At 70.7% G+C, this 18266-nt stretch carries 12 protein-coding genes; 6 read left to right on the top strand and 6 right to left on the bottom strand.

The genetic code is table 11. The features are described from left to right. Positions 1-22: 22 nt before the first annotated feature. Entirely contained in the window at positions 23-1156 is a 1134-nt protein-coding gene (locus tag D7X32_RS26095) for a sigma-70 family RNA polymerase sigma factor (protein ID WP_120605284.1), read from the bottom strand. 68 nt (positions 1157-1224) lie between these two features. Here D7X32_RS26095 and D7X32_RS26100 point away from each other — a divergent pair, with 68 nt between their 5' ends. After that, a complete protein-coding gene (locus D7X32_RS26100) occupies positions 1225-3651 on the top strand; it encodes a DEAD/DEAH box helicase (RefSeq protein ID WP_120605285.1) in 2427 nt (808 codons plus the stop codon). Between the two features lie 28 nt (positions 3652-3679). Here the strand turns inward: D7X32_RS26100 and D7X32_RS26105 are convergent, their stop codons facing one another. Continuing rightward, complete coding sequence (locus D7X32_RS26105) at positions 3680-4174, bottom strand: helix-turn-helix domain-containing protein (RefSeq protein ID WP_120605303.1); 495 nt, start codon at positions 4172-4174, stop codon at positions 3680-3682. Positions 4175-4242: 68 nt separating this feature from the next. Between D7X32_RS26105 and D7X32_RS26110 the strand changes: the two genes are divergently transcribed. The 4 genes from D7X32_RS26110 to D7X32_RS26125 all read left to right on the top strand — a co-directional run bounded on the left by D7X32_RS26110 (position 4243) and on the right by D7X32_RS26125 (position 13748). Beyond that, positions 4243-5472, top strand: coding sequence for a Glu/Leu/Phe/Val family dehydrogenase (locus tag D7X32_RS26110; protein WP_120605286.1), 1230 nt, complete (start codon positions 4243-4245; stop codon positions 5470-5472). Between the two features lie 85 nt (positions 5473-5557). Next, positions 5558-6775 carry a threonine ammonia-lyase gene (locus tag D7X32_RS26115; protein ID WP_120605304.1) on the top strand — a complete coding sequence of 406 codons (1218 nt, stop codon included), beginning with the start codon at positions 5558-5560 and terminating at the stop codon, positions 6773-6775. 52 nt (positions 6776-6827) lie between these two features. Continuing rightward, positions 6828-8198: a peptidase MA family metallohydrolase gene (locus D7X32_RS26120; protein WP_120605287.1), complete on the top strand. Its 1371-nt coding sequence runs from the start codon at positions 6828-6830 to the stop codon at positions 8196-8198. A gap of 117 nt (positions 8199-8315) precedes the next feature. Beyond that, the gene (locus tag D7X32_RS26125; protein WP_120605288.1) at positions 8316-13748 is read left to right on the top strand and encodes a DUF6982 domain-containing protein; all 5433 of its coding nucleotides are present in this window, start codon (positions 8316-8318) and stop codon (positions 13746-13748) included. 91 nt (positions 13749-13839) lie between these two features. On the opposite strand, the gene D7X32_RS26130 is transcribed toward D7X32_RS26125, so the two are convergent. Next, entirely contained in the window at positions 13840-14469 is a 630-nt protein-coding gene (locus D7X32_RS26130) for a YceI family protein (protein ID WP_120605289.1), read from the bottom strand. 33 nt (positions 14470-14502) lie between these two features. Next, positions 14503-15378 (bottom strand): DODA-type extradiol aromatic ring-opening family dioxygenase, encoded by an 876-nt coding sequence (locus D7X32_RS26135; protein ID WP_120605290.1) that lies wholly within the window; start codon positions 15376-15378, stop codon positions 14503-14505. A gap of 144 nt (positions 15379-15522) precedes the next feature. On the opposite strand from D7X32_RS26135, the gene D7X32_RS26140 reads away from it, so the two are divergent. Continuing rightward, positions 15523-17163, top strand: coding sequence for a sigma-54-dependent Fis family transcriptional regulator (locus D7X32_RS26140; protein ID WP_120605291.1), 1641 nt, complete (start codon positions 15523-15525; stop codon positions 17161-17163). A gap of 27 nt (positions 17164-17190) precedes the next feature. On the opposite strand, the gene D7X32_RS26145 is transcribed toward D7X32_RS26140, so the two are convergent. Both D7X32_RS26145 and D7X32_RS26150 read right to left on the bottom strand, forming a co-directional pair. Then, a complete protein-coding gene (locus D7X32_RS26145) occupies positions 17191-17919 on the bottom strand; it encodes a rhomboid family protein (RefSeq protein WP_120605292.1) in 729 nt (242 codons plus the stop codon). Positions 17920-18051: 132 nt separating this feature from the next. Beyond that, a complete protein-coding gene (locus D7X32_RS26150) occupies positions 18052-18252 on the bottom strand; it encodes a hypothetical protein (RefSeq protein ID WP_120605293.1) in 201 nt (66 codons plus the stop codon). Positions 18253-18266 lie beyond the last annotated feature (14 nt).

Below are 18266 nucleotides of genomic sequence, written 5' to 3' on the forward strand. Positions count from 1 at the left end.
CTTCCCCACCCCGGCCCCAGCGTCAGCCCTTGGGCACCGCCACCATGTCGAAGTCCGGGATGCGTTCACGCATGAACTCGCGCATCCGGTTGATGAGGGCCGCTTCAATCTGCCGGGCGCGCTCGCGGCTGACGCCGTACTTGTCGCCGATGTCCTGGAGCGTGAGCGGTTCGTCCGCGGTGAGGCGGTGCTCGAAGATGTAGCGCTCCTTGCCCTCCAGCGTCTGGGCGAAGGCGGCCAGGTTCTCCCGGAAGAGGGCCTTGAGCTGCTCGCTGCCCAGGCGCTCGTCGGCGGGCACCGCGTTGGACGGCAGATAGCGGTCCGCGCGCGTGGCGCCCGAATCCCCGTCGTTGCCCAGCGGCGCGTCGATGGACATCTCGTCGTGCCCCAGCCGCTGGTCCATCTCCACCACGTCCTGCTCGGTGACGTTGAGGCGCTCCGCCAACAGGCGCGGGCTGGCCTCGAAGCCCTGGGAGACCAGCTTCTCCTGCTCCTGGCGCAGCTTGAAGAAGAGCTTCCGCTGGGCCTCGGTGGTCCCCAGCTTCACCATCTTCCAGTTGTCCATGATGTAGCGAAGGATGTACGCGCGGATCCACCAGGCGGCGTAGGAGCTGAGCTTCACGCCCCGGTCCGGGTCGTACTTCTTCACTGCCTGCATCAGCCCGATGTTGCCCTCCTGCACCAGGTCCAGCAGCGACAGGGGGTTGCGGTGGTACTCGTGGGCCAGTTTCACCACGAGTCTCAGGTTGGAGGCCACCAGGCGGTAGGCCGCCCGCACGTCCCCCGTGGCCTGGTACTCCTTGGCCAGCTGGTGCTCCTCCTCACGGGTGAGCAGGGGGTGGCGCGTCACCTCGGCCATGTAGGCCTGGAGCGGGTCCCGGTTGGTGAGGGCGGACCCCTCCGAGCGCACCAGTGCCGCGGGCCGGGCGGCACGGGCCGGGGCGGGCGCCTCCTCCTCGATTTCCGCCTCGGCTTCGTTCAGCTCCGCCAGGTCCGGCTCCAGGGCGTCCGGGTCCTGGGCGGATTCCTGCGCTTCTTCCTCTGGAGCCTCTGGAGCGCTCTCCCGGGCGGCCCCTGGACGGGCAGAGGCCGCGGGACGCTTCGCGCGGGGCCGGGGGGCGGCCGGACCATTGGTTCTCTTCCTCCCATTCGCCATGCGCGCTCCATACCCCAAAGTGCCGCGATTGTTGCCAGAGGGTAATGCAGGGGCTATGCCCATGCCCGATGAGCGACATCCAAGAGCCCACGCCGGGAGCCCCGGCGCCTGACGAAGCCACGACGCGTCCCGACGAATACATCGCGGACATCAGCTTCGAAGAAATGAACCTCTCCGAGCCCCTCCGCCGCGCGCTGGCGGAGCGCGGCTACACCAGTCCCACCCCCGTCCAGGCCAAGGCCTTTGGCCCCGCGATGGCGGGCAAGGACCTCATCGTCCGCAGCAAGACGGGCACGGGCAAGACGGCCGCCTTCGGCCTGCCCCTGCTGGAGAAGATTCCGGCGGACGAGAAGCGCGTGCGCGCCCTCATTCTCTGCCCCACGCGCGAACTGGCGCTCCAGGTGGCGGAGGAGCTCACCACGCTGGCCAAGTACAAGGGCGTGAAGGTGGCGGCCATCTACGGCGGCGCCTCCATGAAGCAGCAGGAGGACGCGCTGGAAGAGGGCACGCCCATCATCGTGGGCACCCCCGGCCGCGTCTTCGACCACATCAACCGCGGCAACCTGAAGCTGGACGGCTGCGACCACGCCATCCTCGACGAAGCCGACGAGATGCTGAACCAGGGCTTCTACGAGGAGGTCACCCGCATCCTCGACCGTCTTCCGAAGACGCGCCAGGTGCTGCTCTTCAGCGCCACCGTCCCCACGGACATCCAGAACCTCATCGCGCGCTACACGACGAACGCGGAGACGCTGCTCTTGTCCGGCGACGTCTTCACGGTGGAGCACATCCACCACATCCGCTACGACGTGTCGGATCAGTTCCCCAAGCCGCGCAACCTCATCTACATCCTGGAGAAGGAGGAGCCCTCCAACGCCATCATCTTCTGCAACACGCGGGATGACACGGCGCTGGTGACCGCGGTGCTCAACCGCAACGGCTTCGACGCGGAGCTGCTCAACGGAGACCTGCCGCAGAAGGAGCGCGAGCGGGTGATGGGCAAGGTGAAGCGCGGCGAGGTGGCCTTCATGGTCGCCACGGACATCGCGGCGCGCGGCATCGACATCTCCGGGCTGGAGTACGTCATCAACTACTCCCTGCCGGAGGACCCCGCCGTCTACCTGCACCGCGTGGGCCGCACGGGCCGCATCGGCAACAAGGGCACGGCCATCAACCTCTTCTCCGGGCGCGAGCTGGCGACGTTCACCGTGCTGGAGAAGAAGTTCGGCATCAAGTTCGAGATGCGCGAGATGCCCGCGCCCGAAGAGGCCATGCACCTGTGGACCGAGCGCCACGTGCGTGAGCTGCGCGAGGGCATGGGCTCCAGCATCTTCGAGGGCTTCCTGCCCCTGGCCTCGCAGCTCAAGCAGCGCCCGGACGCGGACGACCTCGTCGCCTTCCTCATCAAGTACTACTTCAGCCGCCTGCGCATGGAGAAGGCACAGGCCGCCGGTGAGACGGAGAAGCGCGAGCCGGTGGAGAAGAAGCCGCTGGAGCGCCGGGGCAAGGACCGCGACCGTGAGCGCGACCGCGAGCGTCCCCGCCGCGAGGAGCGCACCGAGCGCACCGAGCGGCCCCGCCGCGACGAGCACCCGGACCGCGAGCGCCGTCCGCGCCGCGACGAGCCGCGCCGCGAGGACCGGGGCGAGCGCCGGGGTGGCGCTCCTTCCGCCGCGCTGGAGCCGGGCCCCGGTGAGACGAAGCTCTGGGTGAACCTGGGCACCGCGGACGGCCTGGGGCCGGGCAGCATCGCCACGGCCATGGAGGACGCGGGCGCGCCGGTGGGCAAGCTGGTGCGCGCGGAGCTGCGCCCCACGTTCGCGTACGTCTTCGTCGCGGAGGACGACTCCGCGGGCTTCGAGGCGCTCAACGGCAAGCAGCACGGCGGCAAGACGCTGCGCGTGGAGAAGAGCAAGCCGCGCAGCGAGCGCGACACGCCCACCACCCGCCCGCCCCCGTCCCCGGACGCGGGCCCCGGCGAGGTGAAGCTCTGGGTGAACCTGGGCGCGGATGACGGCATGGACGAGGCGAAGCTGCCCGCCACGCTGGAGTCCCTGGGCGCCCCGGGCGGCAAGGTCATCAAGGCCCTCACCCGCCCCACCTACGGCTACGTCTACGTGCCGGAGGAGGAGGCCCCGGGCTTCGAGGCGCTCAACGGCAAGACGCACAACGAGAAGCCGCTGAAGCTGGAGCGGCACCGTCCGCGCGGCCAGCGCGAGGAGCGCCGTCCCCGCCACGAGGCCCTGCCGGATGTCCCCGGCCAGGCGCGGCTGTGGGTGGGCCTGGGCCGGCAGGAAGGCCTGGACGAGGCGGGCGTCACCGCCGCGCTGGAGGCCGCGGGCGCTCCGGCGGGCAAGGTGCTGCGCACCGACCTGCGCCCCACGTACGCGTACGTCTTCGTCGCGGAAGAGGACGTGGGTGGCTTCGAAGCCACCCACGGCAAGCCGAACGGCGAGGGCAAGACGCTGAAGGTGGAGCGCGCCAAGCGCAAGTAGCCGCTTCCCACGGGGCGTCTCCCGGTCCTCAGGGAGCCAGAGGCGCCTTCTTCCTGCGGGCCCGGTGGTAGTGCGCGACGCACAACCCCCGGGCCAGCACGGGCCGGCCGCACTCCGGTGAAGCGCAGGCCTCGCCGCCCGCCTTCGCCTGGGAAGCGGATGCACCCGGTACGCCGCTGAACATCGCCTCCGCCACGGCCAGCAGGCGCTCCACGTCCTCCCGGCCCAGTTTCTTCAGCCGCACCCACTCCACCAGCCGATGAGCCTCCGCGTCCTCCGCGTCCTCCAGCCGGAACAGCTCCCACAGCGGCAGCTCCAGCGCGGCCGCGACCTGGAGGAGTGTGTCGTAGCTGGGGTTGCGCTCGCCGCGCTCCAGCAGCGACACGAAGCTCACGGAGATGTCACACCGGGCGGCGAAGTCCTCCTGGGTGAGGCCCCGGCGCTCGCGCAGCGTGCGGATGCGGCGGGCCAGTCCCTGCAGCGAGGAGCCGGAGTCGCTCGGGTCCGGGGAGTGGGGGCGCATGGACGCGCTCATCGTAGCGCACCCCTTCTGTTAAGGTTTTCCGTCTGTCCTCAGGAGTGAAGCCCGCCATGAACGCCGTCGACGGCACCAACTACTACTTCCGCAAGGCCGCGCGGGTGATGGACGTGGGCACGCCCATCGAGACGCTCCTGGCCACGCCCCTGCGCGAGGTGAAGGTGCAGGTGTCCATCGAGATGGACTCCGGCGAGATCCGCACGTTCCTGGGCTACCGCATCCAGCACGACAACAGCCGAGGCCCCATGAAGGGCGGCCTGCGATACCACCCCGCCCTGGACCAGGACGAGTGCGTGTCGCTCGCGTCGCTGATGACGTGGAAGACCGCCGTGGTGAACGTGCCCTACGGCGGCGCCAAGGGCGGCGTGGCATGCGACCCCTCGCAGATGAGCCTCAAGGAAGTGGAGCGGCTCACGCGCAAGTTCGTGGATCAGATTCAAGACGTCATCGGGCCCACGCGCGACATCCCCGCGCCGGACGTCAACACCAACCCCCAGGTGATGGCCTGGGTGATGGACCAGTACTCGCGCTACCACGGGCACTCCCCCGCGGTGGTGACGGGCAAGCCCCTGGAGCTGTACGGCTCCAAGGGCCGTGAGGCCGCCACCGGGCGCGGCCTGCTCTACGTGTGCCGCGAAATCCTGCGGGATTTGGGCATGCCGGTGAAGGGCACGCGCTTCGCCATCCAGGGCTTCGGCAACGTGGGCAGCCACATCGCGCAGCTCATCTGGGGCGACGGCGGCGTGGTGGTGGCCGCGTCCGACGTGCTGGGCGGCATGTACAACCCGCTGGGCCTGGACGTGCCGTCCCTCTTCGAGCACGTGAAGCGCACCGGCACCGTCACCGGCTTCAGCGGCGGCACGCCGTGCACCAACGAGGACGTGCTCGCGGCGGACTGCGAAGTGCTCATCCCCGCGGCCCTGGGCCACGTGCTCACCCGCGACAACGCCAACAGCGTGCGCGCGCGCCTGGTGGTGGAGGGCGCCAACGGCCCCACCCAGCCGGAGGCGGACGACATCCTGGAGAAGCGCGGCATCTTCGTGGTGCCGGACATCCTGGCCAGCGCGGGTGGCGTGACGGTGAGCTACCTGGAGTGGGTGCAGAACCTCCAGCACGTCTCCTGGGAAGAGGACCGCGTCAACGCGGAGCTGGAGAAGACGATGAAGGAGGCCTACGACCGCGTGGCGCAGATTGCCCGCTCGCGGAAGGTCTCCATGCGGACGGCCGCCTACATCCTGGCCATTGGCCGCGTGGGCAAGGCCACGGTGCTGCGCGGCATCTGACGCACCCCGCCGCATCGCGGGCAGGCAGGCGTGGGCGTCAGGTCGCTTCCGTGCGGGCCGCGCTTCCGCTACACGCCCGGCCATGATGGTCACCCTGCAGGACATCCAGGTGGCGCGCGAACGGATCCGGTCCGCGCTGCGCCCCACGCCGTGCCCCGCGTCGGACTACTTCACGGAGAAGACCGACTGCGCGGTGGTGTACTTCAAGCTGGAGAACCTCCAGCGGACCGGCGCCTTCAAGGAGCGCGGCGCGCTCAACAAGCTGCTGACGCTGACGGACGATGAGAAGCGCCGCGGCGTCATCGCGGCCTCCGCCGGCAACCACGCGCAGGGCGTGGCGTACCACGCGCGCCGGCTGGGCATCCGGGCCACCATCGTGATGCCGGAGCGCACGCCGCTCATCAAGGTGACGCGCACGCGCGACGACTACGGCGCGCGCGTGGTGCTCAAGGGCGCCAACTACGACGAAGCCTACGCGGAGGCCCTGCGCATCCAGGCCGCGGAGGACCTGGTGTTCGTGCACCCGTTCAACGACCCGCACGTCATCGCGGGCCAGGGCACGATCGCGCTGGAGCTCTTGGAGCAGTGCCCGGACCTGGAGCTGGTGCTGGTGCCGGTGGGCGGCGGCGGGCTCATCTCCGGCATCGCGGTGGCGCTGAAGCAGACGAACCCGCGCATCCAGGTGGTGGGCGTGCAGGCCTCCACCATCGCCAGCATGAAGGCGTCGCTGGATGCGGGGAAGCGCACGGAGCTCACCGCCGCGGGCACCACCATCGCGGACGGCATCGCGGTGAAGGTGCCGGGCGAGCTCACCTTCGAGCACGTGCGCAAGTACGTGGACGCGGTGGTGACGGTGGACGAGGAGGAGATCGCCGCCGCCATCCTGATGATGCTGGAGCAGGAGAAGTCGGTGGCGGAGGGCGCGGGCGCGGCGGGGCTGGCGGCGCTCGTCAGCGGCCGGGTGCCGCAGGCGAAGGGCAAGCGCGTCGCCATCATCGTCGGGGGCGGCAACATCGACATGAACGTCATCAGCCGCATCATCGAGCGGGGCCTCGTGAAGGCGGGCCGCCTGGTGCAGCTGGAGGTGCGGCTGCCGGACCGGCCCGGCATGCTCGCGCGGCTCACCACGCAGATCGCGGAGATGCGCGCCAACGTGGTGGACCTGCACCATGACCGCGCCTTCTCCAAGGCGGGCCTGGGCGAGGCCACGGTGGAGGTCATGCTGGAGACCACCGGACACGCCCACATCCAGGAGCTGATGTCGGCGCTGGAGTCCCTGGGTTGGCAGGTCGCCCGGACGTAGAGCGGGGAAGCTTGCGCGGGCGCTCGGGGCTTCGGCGATACTCCGGAAACCCATGAACACGCCCCTCATCGCCCTGCTGCTCCTCGCCGCCGCTCCTCCCGCGCAGAAGGCGAAGGAGCTGGCCGCCCACAAGGAGTGGGAGGAGCTGTACCTCGCGTTCGCCGCCGCGGATCCCTCCGCCTATCCCGAAGAGCAGCGGCCGTCCGTGGCGGCCCCCCTGCTCAAGGGCTGCGAGGCGCTGCTCGCGGAGGACGCGGTGATGGCGTACTCGCTGGGCGAGCGCGCCGTGGCCTTCCAGGAGACCGCGGGCGGCCTGCGGTGCCTGGCGCGCTCCGCGTTGAAGACGGATCAGCGGGCCTCCGCGGAGGAGGCGCTGAAGAAGGGCCTGGAGCACTTCCCCAAGGACGGCGCGTTCGCGCTGGAGCTGGGGCGGCTGCAGTTGCAGGACAAGGACTCGGCGGGGGCGCTGGCCACGCTGGAGAAGGTGCCTCCGAAGTCCAAGGAGGGCGCGGAGGCGCGGAAGCTGATGCAGCAGGCGCGCGCGCAGGTGTCGGAGGAAGGGGCCGCGCGGCGCGAGGCGGAGCGCCTGGAGCAGCGGATGAACGGCGAGCCCGGCCCGGGTGACACGCGCCAGGCGAAGGCGACGGCGGGCGCGGACATCCGTCCGGCGAGCCTGAGCTACGAGTCCGGCGTGGGCAAGGACGGCATGCGCGTGCGCCAGAACAGCCGCTTCGCCATCCGCTACTTCAACAGCGACCGGGACTTCGGCCAGCGCGCGGAGTACGAGGGCAAGGTCGTTTCCGCGCTCGACGAGGCCTATGACTTCACCCAGCGGACGCTGGGGCGGGCGCGCGAGCGGCAGCTGAACGTGGTGCTCTACACGCGCGACGAGTTCGCCACGCACCTGGGCGCCACGTACGCGGCCCGGGTGGCGGGCCTGTACCACGACGACGCCATCCGCATGAACGACGCGGCGGAGCTGACGCAGATGACCAAGGCCACGCTGGTGCACGAGTACGTGCACGCGGCGGTGGACGAAATCTGCCCGAGCGGCGGCGGCGCCCTGCCCCGCTGGTTCAACGAGGGCCTGGCCGAGTACATCGAGTGGCGCTACCTGGGGCTGGACGGCCCCCCGCGCAACCTGCGGGAGGCGATGCGCGGCCAGGCGAAGCAGGGGCGGCTGCCGAAGCTGTCGGACATGGACTCGCAGGCGCCCATCTCCATGTCCCAGCCGGAAATCGCCTACGGCACGTCCGCCATGGCGGTGCGGGAGCTGGTGCGGCTGGGGGGCCAGGAGAAGTTGCTGGACTTCATCCAGAAGGCGGGCCGGGCCGGATCCTTCCAGGAGGCCCTGCAGGCCACCTACGAGAAGGACTTCGCGGGCCTGGACCAGGCGGTGCGTTCCGCCCTCTCGGGGAGGTAGCGGCCGGTCGGGCGTGGCGGATTGGTTTACCCCCTGGCGGGAGTCCCCTACACTCGCGGGCCTCCAAGATTTTCGCTGCGGCGGTCCCCGTTGGACGCTGGCGCAGCAAGGTGACGGATGTCCGATACGCGCGCCGCGATGAGAGAATTCCGCTTCCTGGATGAGAAGCGGAAGCTGGGAAGCATGTCCCATGTCGAGGAGTCTCGCTGGGTCGAGTTGCGCGGCCTTTTGGGCATCCAGGACGCGGCGGACACCGCGGCGGCGGCCCAGGCGTATGCCCAGCCGGAGCAGCAGCCCCAGGGGTACTACGGCGAGGACGGCCAGTGGTACGCCTACCCCGCCGGCTACGAGCAGCCCCAGGGGTACTACGGCGAGGATGGCCAGTGGTACGCCTACCCCGCCGGCTACGAGCAGCCCCAGGGGTACTACGGCGAGGACGGCCAGTGGTACGCCTACCCCGCCGGCTACGACCCGAACGCGGCGGCCTATGATCCGAACGCGGCGGCGTACGACCCGAACGCGGCGGCCTATGATCCGAACGCGGCGGCGGCGTGGGGGCAGCAGGGCTACGACCCGAACGCTGCGTATGACCCGAACGCCGCGGGGGGCTACGCGGCCCCGGTGGATCCGCAGGCCGGTGGGTACGCCCCGCAGGCGCCCGCGGAGCAGGACAGCCTGAACCTCAGCACGGACGACATCGACATCCCCTCGCTGAGTGAACCCGCGCCGTGGATGCCGCAAGCCCCCGTGGCGACGTCGCCCGCGGCGGCGACGGCGGAGGCGTGGGGCACGAGCGCCGAGGAGGACTTCTCCGAGCTGTCCGCGGAGACGCCGGCCCCGGTGGCCGCCACCGCGCCGGAGCCGTCGCTGGAGGATTCGTTCGCGGACCTGTCGATGGAGGTCGAGTCGGAGGCCCAGGCCCCGGCGGCGTCCGGTCTGGATCCGATGGCGGAGGCGCTGGCCTCCGCGGAGCACGCGGTCGGTGATGCGGAGCTGCTGGACGCCGAGCCCGAGTCCGAGGCGGTGATGGCCGAGGACCTGTCGCCCGTGGACGCGGCCTGGGACGCGGCCCCGCTGGCGGTGGAGTCCGAGGAGTCCGCGGCCAGCGCGATCGATACGGCACCGCTCGCGGTGGAGCCGGCGGCGACGGCCGAGGGCGGAGCCTCGGAGTGGGATTGGAGCGACGTCTCGGCGGCGGAGGCTTCCGCGCCCGTGAACGGGGGCGCGCAGGAGGCGGCCGCCACGGAGACGGCTGGAGCGTGGGGAGCGGATGCGGCCCCTGTCGCGGAAGCGCCGGAGTCCGGTGGAGAGATCGCGCTCGGCGCGGGTGACATCGCGGAGGCGTGGACCGACGACGCCGCGGCCACGGAAGTACCGGCGGAGGAGATCGCGCTGGACGCGGGCGACGTCGCCACGAACTGGCAGACCGAGACGGCCCGCGCGACGGCATGGCAGTCCGGTAGCGAGGCCGCGGAGACCGGCATGGCCGGTGCCGCGGCTGCGTGGCAGGAGACCGCGGCGGCCGAGGAAGTCCCGCTCAGCACGGACGACGTTGCGACGGATTGGCAAGCCAGCGGAGAGACTCCGGCAGCCGAGGAGATCGCGCTCGGCGCGAACGACGTCGCCACGGACTGGCAGACCAGCGGCGAAACTCCGGCCGAGGAGATCGCGCTCGGTTCGAACGACGTCGCTACGGACTGGCAGGCCAGCGGTGAGACTCCGGCCGAGGAGATTGCGCTCGGTTCGAACGACGTCGCTACGGACTGGCAGGCCAGCGGTGAGACTCCGGCCGAGGAGATCGCGCTCGGCACGAACGACGTCGCCACGGACTGGCAGGCAGCTGGCGAAACTCCGGCGGCCGAAGAGATCGCGCTCGGTTCGAACGACGTCGCCACGGAGTGGCAGTCCGCCGAAGGAGCTTCGCCGGAAGGCGCGGGCGAACTCGCCCTCGGTACGGAGGATGTCGCTACGGAGTGGCAGGCCGGCGCGACTGGCACCACGGACGCCGCTGCCGAGGAGATCGCGCTCGGCGCGGGCGATGTCGCCACGGACTGGCAGGAACCCACGGCGGCATCCGCGCAGGCCGACGAGAGCGCACCGGGCGCAGCCGATGCCGTGACGGAGTGGGCGGCCGACAGCGCCGTCGCCACCGAGACACCCGCCGAGGAGATCGCGCTCGATGCGAGCGAGGTCGCCACGGATTGGCAGTCCGCCGGCACGACTCCCGCCGAAGACATCGCACTCGGTGCGAACGACGTCGCCACGGATTGGCAGTCGGACAGCGCCACGCCGGAGCAGTCCTCGAGCGAGGAAATTGCGCTCGGCTCGAATGACGTCGCGACGGAGTGGCAGGCTTCCGGCAATGATCCGGCGGCTGTCGTCGCCGAGGGCTCCGAGTCCGCCGATGCGACGTGGCAGGCTGGAGCGGAGACGCCTGCCGAAGAGATCGCACTCGAAACGAGCGATGTCGCGGCGGAGTGGCAGTCGAGCGACGCCACTTCGACGGAAGTCCCCGCCGAGGAGATCGCCCTCGACGCGAACGATGTCGCAGCCGAAGGCGCCGCGGACGGGTCCGACGGCAGCGCGGCCCCGGCGGTCGCGGCCGGTGTGGAGGCCCAGACCTTCGACGTGGCCGACCTGGGAGCGGAAGAGGAGCAGCAGCTCACTCCGCCGCCCTCCCCGTTCGCGAATGAAACGGGCGTTCCGTCGCTGCGGATCCGCAGCATCCCGGTCGGTCCGGACATCGAAGCCGACACGCTGGAGCTCGGCTCGGACGATGTCGAGCCCTCGGCCGAAGTGGCCCCGGCGTCGGAGCAGTGGGGCGAGCTGAGCGGCAGCGCCGACGAAGCCGTGCCGCTGGCCACCGCCGCCGAGTCGCTCGCCGAAGCGCAGTCCACCGAGTCTTCGGCGTGGAACACCTCTGCTCAGGATGCGCAGCAGTGGTCCGCCGAGGGCACGCCCTCCGACGCCACCGACACCGTGGGACTGCAGGATGCGTCCGCCTCCATCGAGCTGCAGCCCGAGTGGGCCTCCGATGCCGTGGAGCCCGCCGCCGGCTCGCCCGAGTGGGCGCAGTCGTCCGAGGACTCCGCTCCCATCGAGCTCCAGCCCGAGTGGGCCGCCACCGCGTCATCCGAACAGCCCGACGCGAACGCGGCGCCTGCCTGGGATGCCCCCGCCTCCGAGTCCGCGTGGGCCGCATCCACGGCGGCGCCAACCGCTGATGCCCAGGGCGGATGGACGCCGCCGTCCGAAGAAGCCCCGCTGATCGAGGCCCAGTCCGAGTGGGCGACCCCGGAAGCCGCCGAGCCCGTCGCCGCGCAGCCGGCACAGGCGTCCGAGTGGTCTGCCACGGAAGAAGCCGCGCCCGTCGAGGCGCAGCCGGAATGGGCCACGGAAGAAGCCGCACCCGTCGCAGCGCAGCCGGAGTGGGCCACCGCGGAAGAGGCCCCCATCGAAGCGCAGCCGGAATGGGCCACGGAAGAAGCCGCGCCCATCGAAGCCCAGCCCGAGTGGGCCACCACGGAAGGCGCAGCCGCCGTTCCCACGCAGCCGCAGTGGGGAACCCCGGAGGCCGCGCCCATCGAGGCCCAGCCTGAGTGGGCCACGGCCGAAGACGCCCCCATCGAAGCCCAGCCCGAGTGGGCCACGGAAGAAGCCGCGCCCGTCGCCGCACAGCCCGAATGGGCCACGGCTGAAGACACTGCACCGGTCGCCGCGCAGCCTGAGTGGGCCACGGCCGAAGAGACCGCGCCCGTCGCCGCGCAGTCCGAATGGGCCACCACTGAAGCCGCGCCCATCGAGGCGCAGCCTGAGTGGGCCACGGCCGAAGAGACCGCACCCGTCGCCGCGCAGTCCGAGTGGGCCTCTGCTGAAGCCGCGCCGATCGAGGCGCAGCCTGAGTGGGCCTCCGCGGATGAAGCCGCCCCCATCGAGGCGCAGCCCGAATGGGCCACGGCTGAAGACACCGCGCCGGTCGCCGCCCAGCCGGAGTGGGCCACGGAAGAAGCCGCGCCCATCGCCGCGCAGTCCGAGTGGGCCTCTGAGGAAGCCGCTACGCCTGCCGTAGCGCAGTCGGAATGGGCCGCGACGGAAGAAGCCGCGCCCCTCGAAGCCCAGCCCGAGTGGGCCACCGAAGAAGCCGCTCCCATCGAAGCCCAGCCCGAGTGGGCCACCGAAGAAGCCGCTCCCATCGCCGCGCAACCGGCATGGGCCGCGACGGAAGAAGCCGCGCCCCTCGAAGCCCAGCCCGAGTGGGCCACCGAAGAAGCCGCTCCCATCGAGGCTCAGCCCGAATGGAACGCGACGGAAGAAGCCGCGCCCATCGAAGCCCAGCCCGAGTGGGCCACGGCCGAAGAAGCCGCACCCGTCGCCGCTCAGCCGGAGTGGGCCGCGTCCGAAGAAGCCGCCCCCACCGAAGCCGAACCCGAATGGGCGACCACCGAGGACGTGACCCCGGACGCGGATCAGTCGTGGTCCGCCACGCCCGCCGCCTCGCAGCCGGAGTGGGCCACCACCGAGGACGCCTCCGCTGGAGCCGCCTGGGCCCAGCCGGCCACCGGCGCCCAGCAGCCGTGGGACGCTCCGGTCGAGGAAGCCGCCTCCGAGTGGGTGTCCCCTCCCGCCACGCCCGAATGGGGCGCCCCTGAAGCCCCTGCCGCGCGCTCCTCCTGGGCCGAGCCCCAGGAGGCCCAGCCGGACTGGATGGCCGACGCCGCGCCCGCCGCCCCCGCCGCCGAGTGGAGCGAGCCCGTCGCCGAGGAAGAGGTCTCCCTCACCGACATCACCGCCCCCACCTGGGCCGCCCAGCCCACCGCGACGGCCCCGTCCTCCGGTTGGGAAGAGCCCGCGGTGGACGCGGAGCCCGACGCCACGCCCGCCCTCGAAGTCGAGGAGCTGGAGGTGGAGTCCGAGCCCGTGGCCGACATCGAGCTCGTCGAGGAGCTCCCCGCCCTGCCCGTCGCGGCCATGCCTCCGCCGCCCGCGCCGGCCCTGTCACTCTCCGCCGCGCCCTCCGTGCCCATGGCCCGGCTGACGCCCGCCGCTGCCGCGAGCCCGAACCTCCGGAGCCCGGCGCCCGTTGCCGCCGCGACGCCGGCCGTGACGGCCAACCACCTGCGCCCCACGGACGACACGCTCTTCGAAGTGCCGGGGGACGCCTTCGCTTCCGCCACCAACTCCTTCGTGGAAGGCGAACACCGCGTCATCATCCACACCGTCGAAGGACAGGTGAAGCGCGGCACCATCCGCGACGCGGACCTCCTGGAGGACACCATCTCCCTGGAGCAGCAGAGCGGCTTCGCCCCGGAGCGCATCCCCGGCAAGCGCGTGAAGGCCATCTTCTTCATGCTCGCCGCGGGCGCGCGTCAGCCGCAGGCGGAGGGCTCGAAGATCCGAGTCACCTTCAACGACGGCCGCCAGGTGGCCGGCTTCTCCCAGGACTTCAAGGGCCCCACCCCGGGCTTCTTCGTCATCCCCGCCGACACCCGCACCAACACCGCGCGCATCTTCATCTACCGCGCCAGCGTGCAGGCCGTCGCCGAGGGCTGAGCCGCTGTCCCCCGCCCGGTCCACCGGGCACAAAAAAGAGGGGCCCCGGTCACCCGAGGCCCCTCTCTTCATTTCAACTCTGGGACGAAGACTACTTCGTCTCCTTGGCCGCCGGAGCCGCCGCCGCGTCGGCCTTCTTCGTGGCCTCCAGGTCGAGCGTGATGGTGACCTCGTCACCCACCGCCACGCCGCCGGCCTCCAGCGCCTTGTTCCAGGTCAGGCCGAAGTCGCTGCGCTTGATCTTCGTGGTCGCCGTGGCGCCACGGCGCAGGTTGCCCCACGGATCCTTCGCCTCGGCGGACGGGCCATCCACGTCCAGCACCACGGACTTCGTCACGCCGTGCATCGTCAGGTCGCCCGTGACCTTCAGCTTGTTCGCGCCGGCCTTCGCGACCTTCGTCGACTTGAAGGTGATGGTCGGGAACTTCGCCACGTCGAAGAAGTCCGGGCTCTTCAGGTGCTCGTCGCGCTTGGGCTCGTTGGTGTTGATGGTGGTCGCGTCGATGGTGGTCTCGATGGTGGACTTGGTGATGTCCTTGTCATCGAGGTTGATGGTGCCCTTCACGTTGCTGAAGGCGCCACGCACGGTGGACACCATCATGTGCTTCACGCCGAACTGCGCGCTGGAGTGCGACGAGTCCAGCTCCCACGTGGTCGCGAAGGCGAACGAGGGGGCGGCGACGGCGAGCAGCGTGATGGCGGACTTGAGCGACATCTTCATGGTGTGACTCCTTGAGGTTGCGGACTGCGAGGTTCAGGCGCGCAGCGCGAAGCTGCGCATGGACAAGGTTCCGTGATGGAAGCCCTCGAACACGGGGGTGATGCGGTCCTCGGGGAGGGCGGCTCCGAGGACGAAATAGATGGGCAACCAATGCTCGGCAGATGGATGCGCGACCCGCGCATTCGGTGCGTCCATCCACGACTGAAGCCCGATGAAGTCACGTGCGGCAAGTTTTCCAGCGACCCACGCGTCGAACTCGGCGGCCCATGGTTCAACGGACGCCAGCTTGGATCTGAAATTCACCCGGCGCAGGTTGTGCACCACCCCGCCGCTGCCCATGAGCAGCACGCCCTCCGCGCGCAGCGGCCGCAGCGCCTCGCCCATGCGCGCCACCTGCGCGGGCGTCGCGTCCGCCGGCAGTGCCACCTGCAACACGGGCACGCGCGCCTCCGGGAACGCATGCCGCAAGGGCACCCAGACGCCGTGGTCCAGGCCGCGCTCGCCGTCCGCCACCGCGGGCACACCCGCCGAGGCCAGCCGCGCCACCACGTCCTGGGCCAGGGAAGGAGCACCGGGCGGCGCGTAGCGCAGCCGGTACATCTCCTCCGGGAAGCCATAGAAGTCGTAGACGAGCGGCGGAGCGGCCATCGCGGTGACGTGCACGCGCGCGTCCGTCTCCCAGTGCGCGGACACCACCACCAGCGCCTTCACCGCGCCCGCGCCGTCACCGAAGCGCTTGAGCGCCTGGGGATACTCGTCCGCGTCCAACGCCGTCATGGGCGAGCCGTGCGAGACGAACAAGGCCGGTGCCACCTGCCGGGCGGCCGAGGGCCCCGCGCCCATCACTCCCGCCATCCCGGCGGCCGCCACACCCTGCAGCACCTCGCGTCTGTCCACCCCGGAAGCCATCGTGGCGCCTTGTACTGCAACCCCAGGACCAGCGCATCCAACACGATAACGGCTTGAAATCACTGAAGTTCAAATTCCAACCCTGTGAAACATCTCTCAGATTGATAGAGAGGTACCTCAGTCTGAAAGGCACCAGGAGACACCGTGGCGGGTCTGGAAGGGTTGGACTTGAGGGAGCTGCTCGCGTTCGAGCCGAAGGGCGGGGTCATCCGCTTCGCCGGGCAGCGGGCGCTGTTGATGGATCCGGTGGCGCTGGGGCTCCTGCGCAAGGAGCTCATCGGGATGCTGGGGATGACGGCCGCGCGCGGCATCTTCACGCGGCTGGGCTACGCGCACGGCTGGCGCACGGCGGAGGCGATGAAGACCGCGGTGCCGTGGACGGACGAAGCGGAGTGGCGCCGCGCGGGCGGGCGGCTGCACACGCTGATGGGCCAGGTGCGCGTGGAGCGCATCGAGCGCACGGACAAGGACGGCCCGGAGCCCTTCGCGGAGGCGCAGTGGAACGACTCCTATGAGGCCGAGCAGCACCTGCTCCACCTGGGGCAAGCGGATCAACCGGTGTGCTGGAGCCTCACCGGCTTCGCGTCCGGGTACCTGAGCTACTGCAACAACAAACCCATCTACTGCGCGGAGCTCAAGTGCGTGGGCCATGGCGACGCCCTGTGCCACATCGTGGGCCGCCCCGAGGAGGAGTGGAGCACCGAGTGCAAGGAGTTCCTGCGCTTCTATGAAACGCAGTGCATGGAGGGCGTGCTCGGGCAGGTGACGGAGGCGCTGCGGCAGACGGAGCGCAAGCTGCGCGCGAAGCGGCAGTCGCTGGCGCGCGTGTCCGGCGTGACGGAGGACCCGGCCGGCATGGTGGCCCGCTCGGAGGCCATGCAGCGCGTGCTCAACCTGGCGCGGCGCTCGGCCAAGGTGGACACCACCATCCTCGTCACCGGGGAGAGCGGCGTGGGCAAGGAGCGCATCGCCCGGCTCATCCACGACGAGTCCGGCCGCGCGCACAAGGCCTTCATCGCCGTGAACTGCGCCGCCGTGACGGAGAGCCTCCTGGAGAGCGAGCTGTTCGGCCACGCGAAGGGCGCCTTCACCGGCGCCACGCACGACCGGCCCGGCCTCTTCGAAGCCGCGCACGGCGGCACCCTCTTCCTGGACGAAGTGGGCGAAGTGCCCCCCGCCATGCAGGCCAAGCTCCTGCGCGCCCTCCAGGAGCGTGAAGTGCGCCGCGTGGGAGAGAACAACAGCCGCAAGGTGGACGTGCGCGTGGTGGCCGCCACCAACCGCGAGCTGTCCGAGGAGGTCCGCCTGGGCCGCTTCCGCCAGGACCTCTTCTACCGGCTGCGCGTCATCGAGCTGCGCATCCCGCCCCTGCGTGAGCGCAAGGAGGACATCCTCCCCCTGACGCGGCTGCTGCTGGCGGAGGCCGGCGAGCGGCTGGGAAGGCGCGTGAACGGGCTGTCCCCGGACGCGGCGGAGCAGCTGTTGCGCTATTCGTGGCCGGGCAACGTGCGCGAGCTGGGCAACGCGATCGAGCGCGCGGTGGTGCTGTGCGAGGGCCCGCGCGTGGAGCGCGACGACCTGCCGGAGGAGGTCCGCGCCGCGCCGCCCAGCCTGGTGCCCACCGGCAACCCACGCCGGCTGGAGGACATGGAGAAGGAGTACATCCTCGCGGTGCTGGCGCAGAACGGAGGCAACCGCTCACGCACCGCGGAGCAGTTGGACATCGGGGTGGCCACGCTCTACCGGAAGCTCAAGCAGTACGGCCACCCGGAGGCCGCGCACTAGCGCGCGGCCGCCGGTCCTTCGGGCCCTTCAGTTGAGGAACTGGTCGCGGTCCGACGGACGGTTGCGGTCCACCACGCGCAGGTGCTTGGAGCGGTCACGCAGCTGCCGCTGCAGGCGCCAGTGCTGCAGTTGGAGCATCAGCCGCTTGGGGCTCGCGCCGCGCACGTAGGCGAAGACGAGCACCAGGCTGATGAGCTCCGGGGCCAGCACCTGCCAGGCCGGCGCGGTGAGCAGCCGCAGCACGGTGAAGCCCGCGCCAATGGCCGCGAACCAGTTGCCGGTGAGCGGGATGCCCCAGAAGTTCGTCTGCCCCCGGCCAATCACCAGGCCGTAGGCCACCCACAGCACCGTCGTCATCACCGTGCCGCCGGCGTAGTGGCTCGCCATGGGAATCACGAGCGCCAGCAGCACCGTGATGAAGCCCGCGAGCACCGTGATGCCCACCGACGCCATCAGCAGGCGCCTGGGCCCCCAGGTGGACTCCAGGAAGCCGCCAATGGACCAGATGATGATGGCGCCGAAGACGATGCCCAGCGGGTCCGTGGCGATGAAGACGTAGGTGAACGGCTCCCACAGGCGCAGGGACAGCACATCCCCCGGGTTGAGCAGCAGCAGCACGCCCTGCCCGCGCTGGGTCGCCAGGAACAGGGCGGAGAACGCCACCAGCGCCACCGCCAGCTTGGCGGCCATCGAATCCAGGCCTGGGAAGCCGCCGCCGAAACCGCCGCCCCGATTGAAGCCCCGCATGGGTCGCATAGAGGCCCAAAGGTGGTGGAACACCGCCCGGTCCGCAACCCCAAATCCAGAAACGATGAAGGGCGCCCCACCCTGGTGTCACCAGGGAGAAGCGCCCTCGCATCCCACGCCTTCCCTACCCTGCCGGGGCCGTTAGGCGGCCTTGTGGCGGTAGAAGAGCGTGATGGTCAGACAGTGAAACTCCTTGTCCGAGGACTGCGTGACGATCTTGTCCACGATGTCCAACGAGGAGTTCTCCTTCAGCCACTTGGTGATGTTCTCGCCCATGTTCTCGCGATCGCGCGCGAGCGTGGTGGAGAACACCTTGACTCCCGTGAAGCTGATAACGCCCATTCCAACCCTCGTGT

This window comes from Corallococcus carmarthensis, assembly GCF_003611695.1.
GTDB classification, from domain to species: domain Bacteria; phylum Myxococcota; class Myxococcia; order Myxococcales; family Myxococcaceae; genus Corallococcus; species Corallococcus carmarthensis.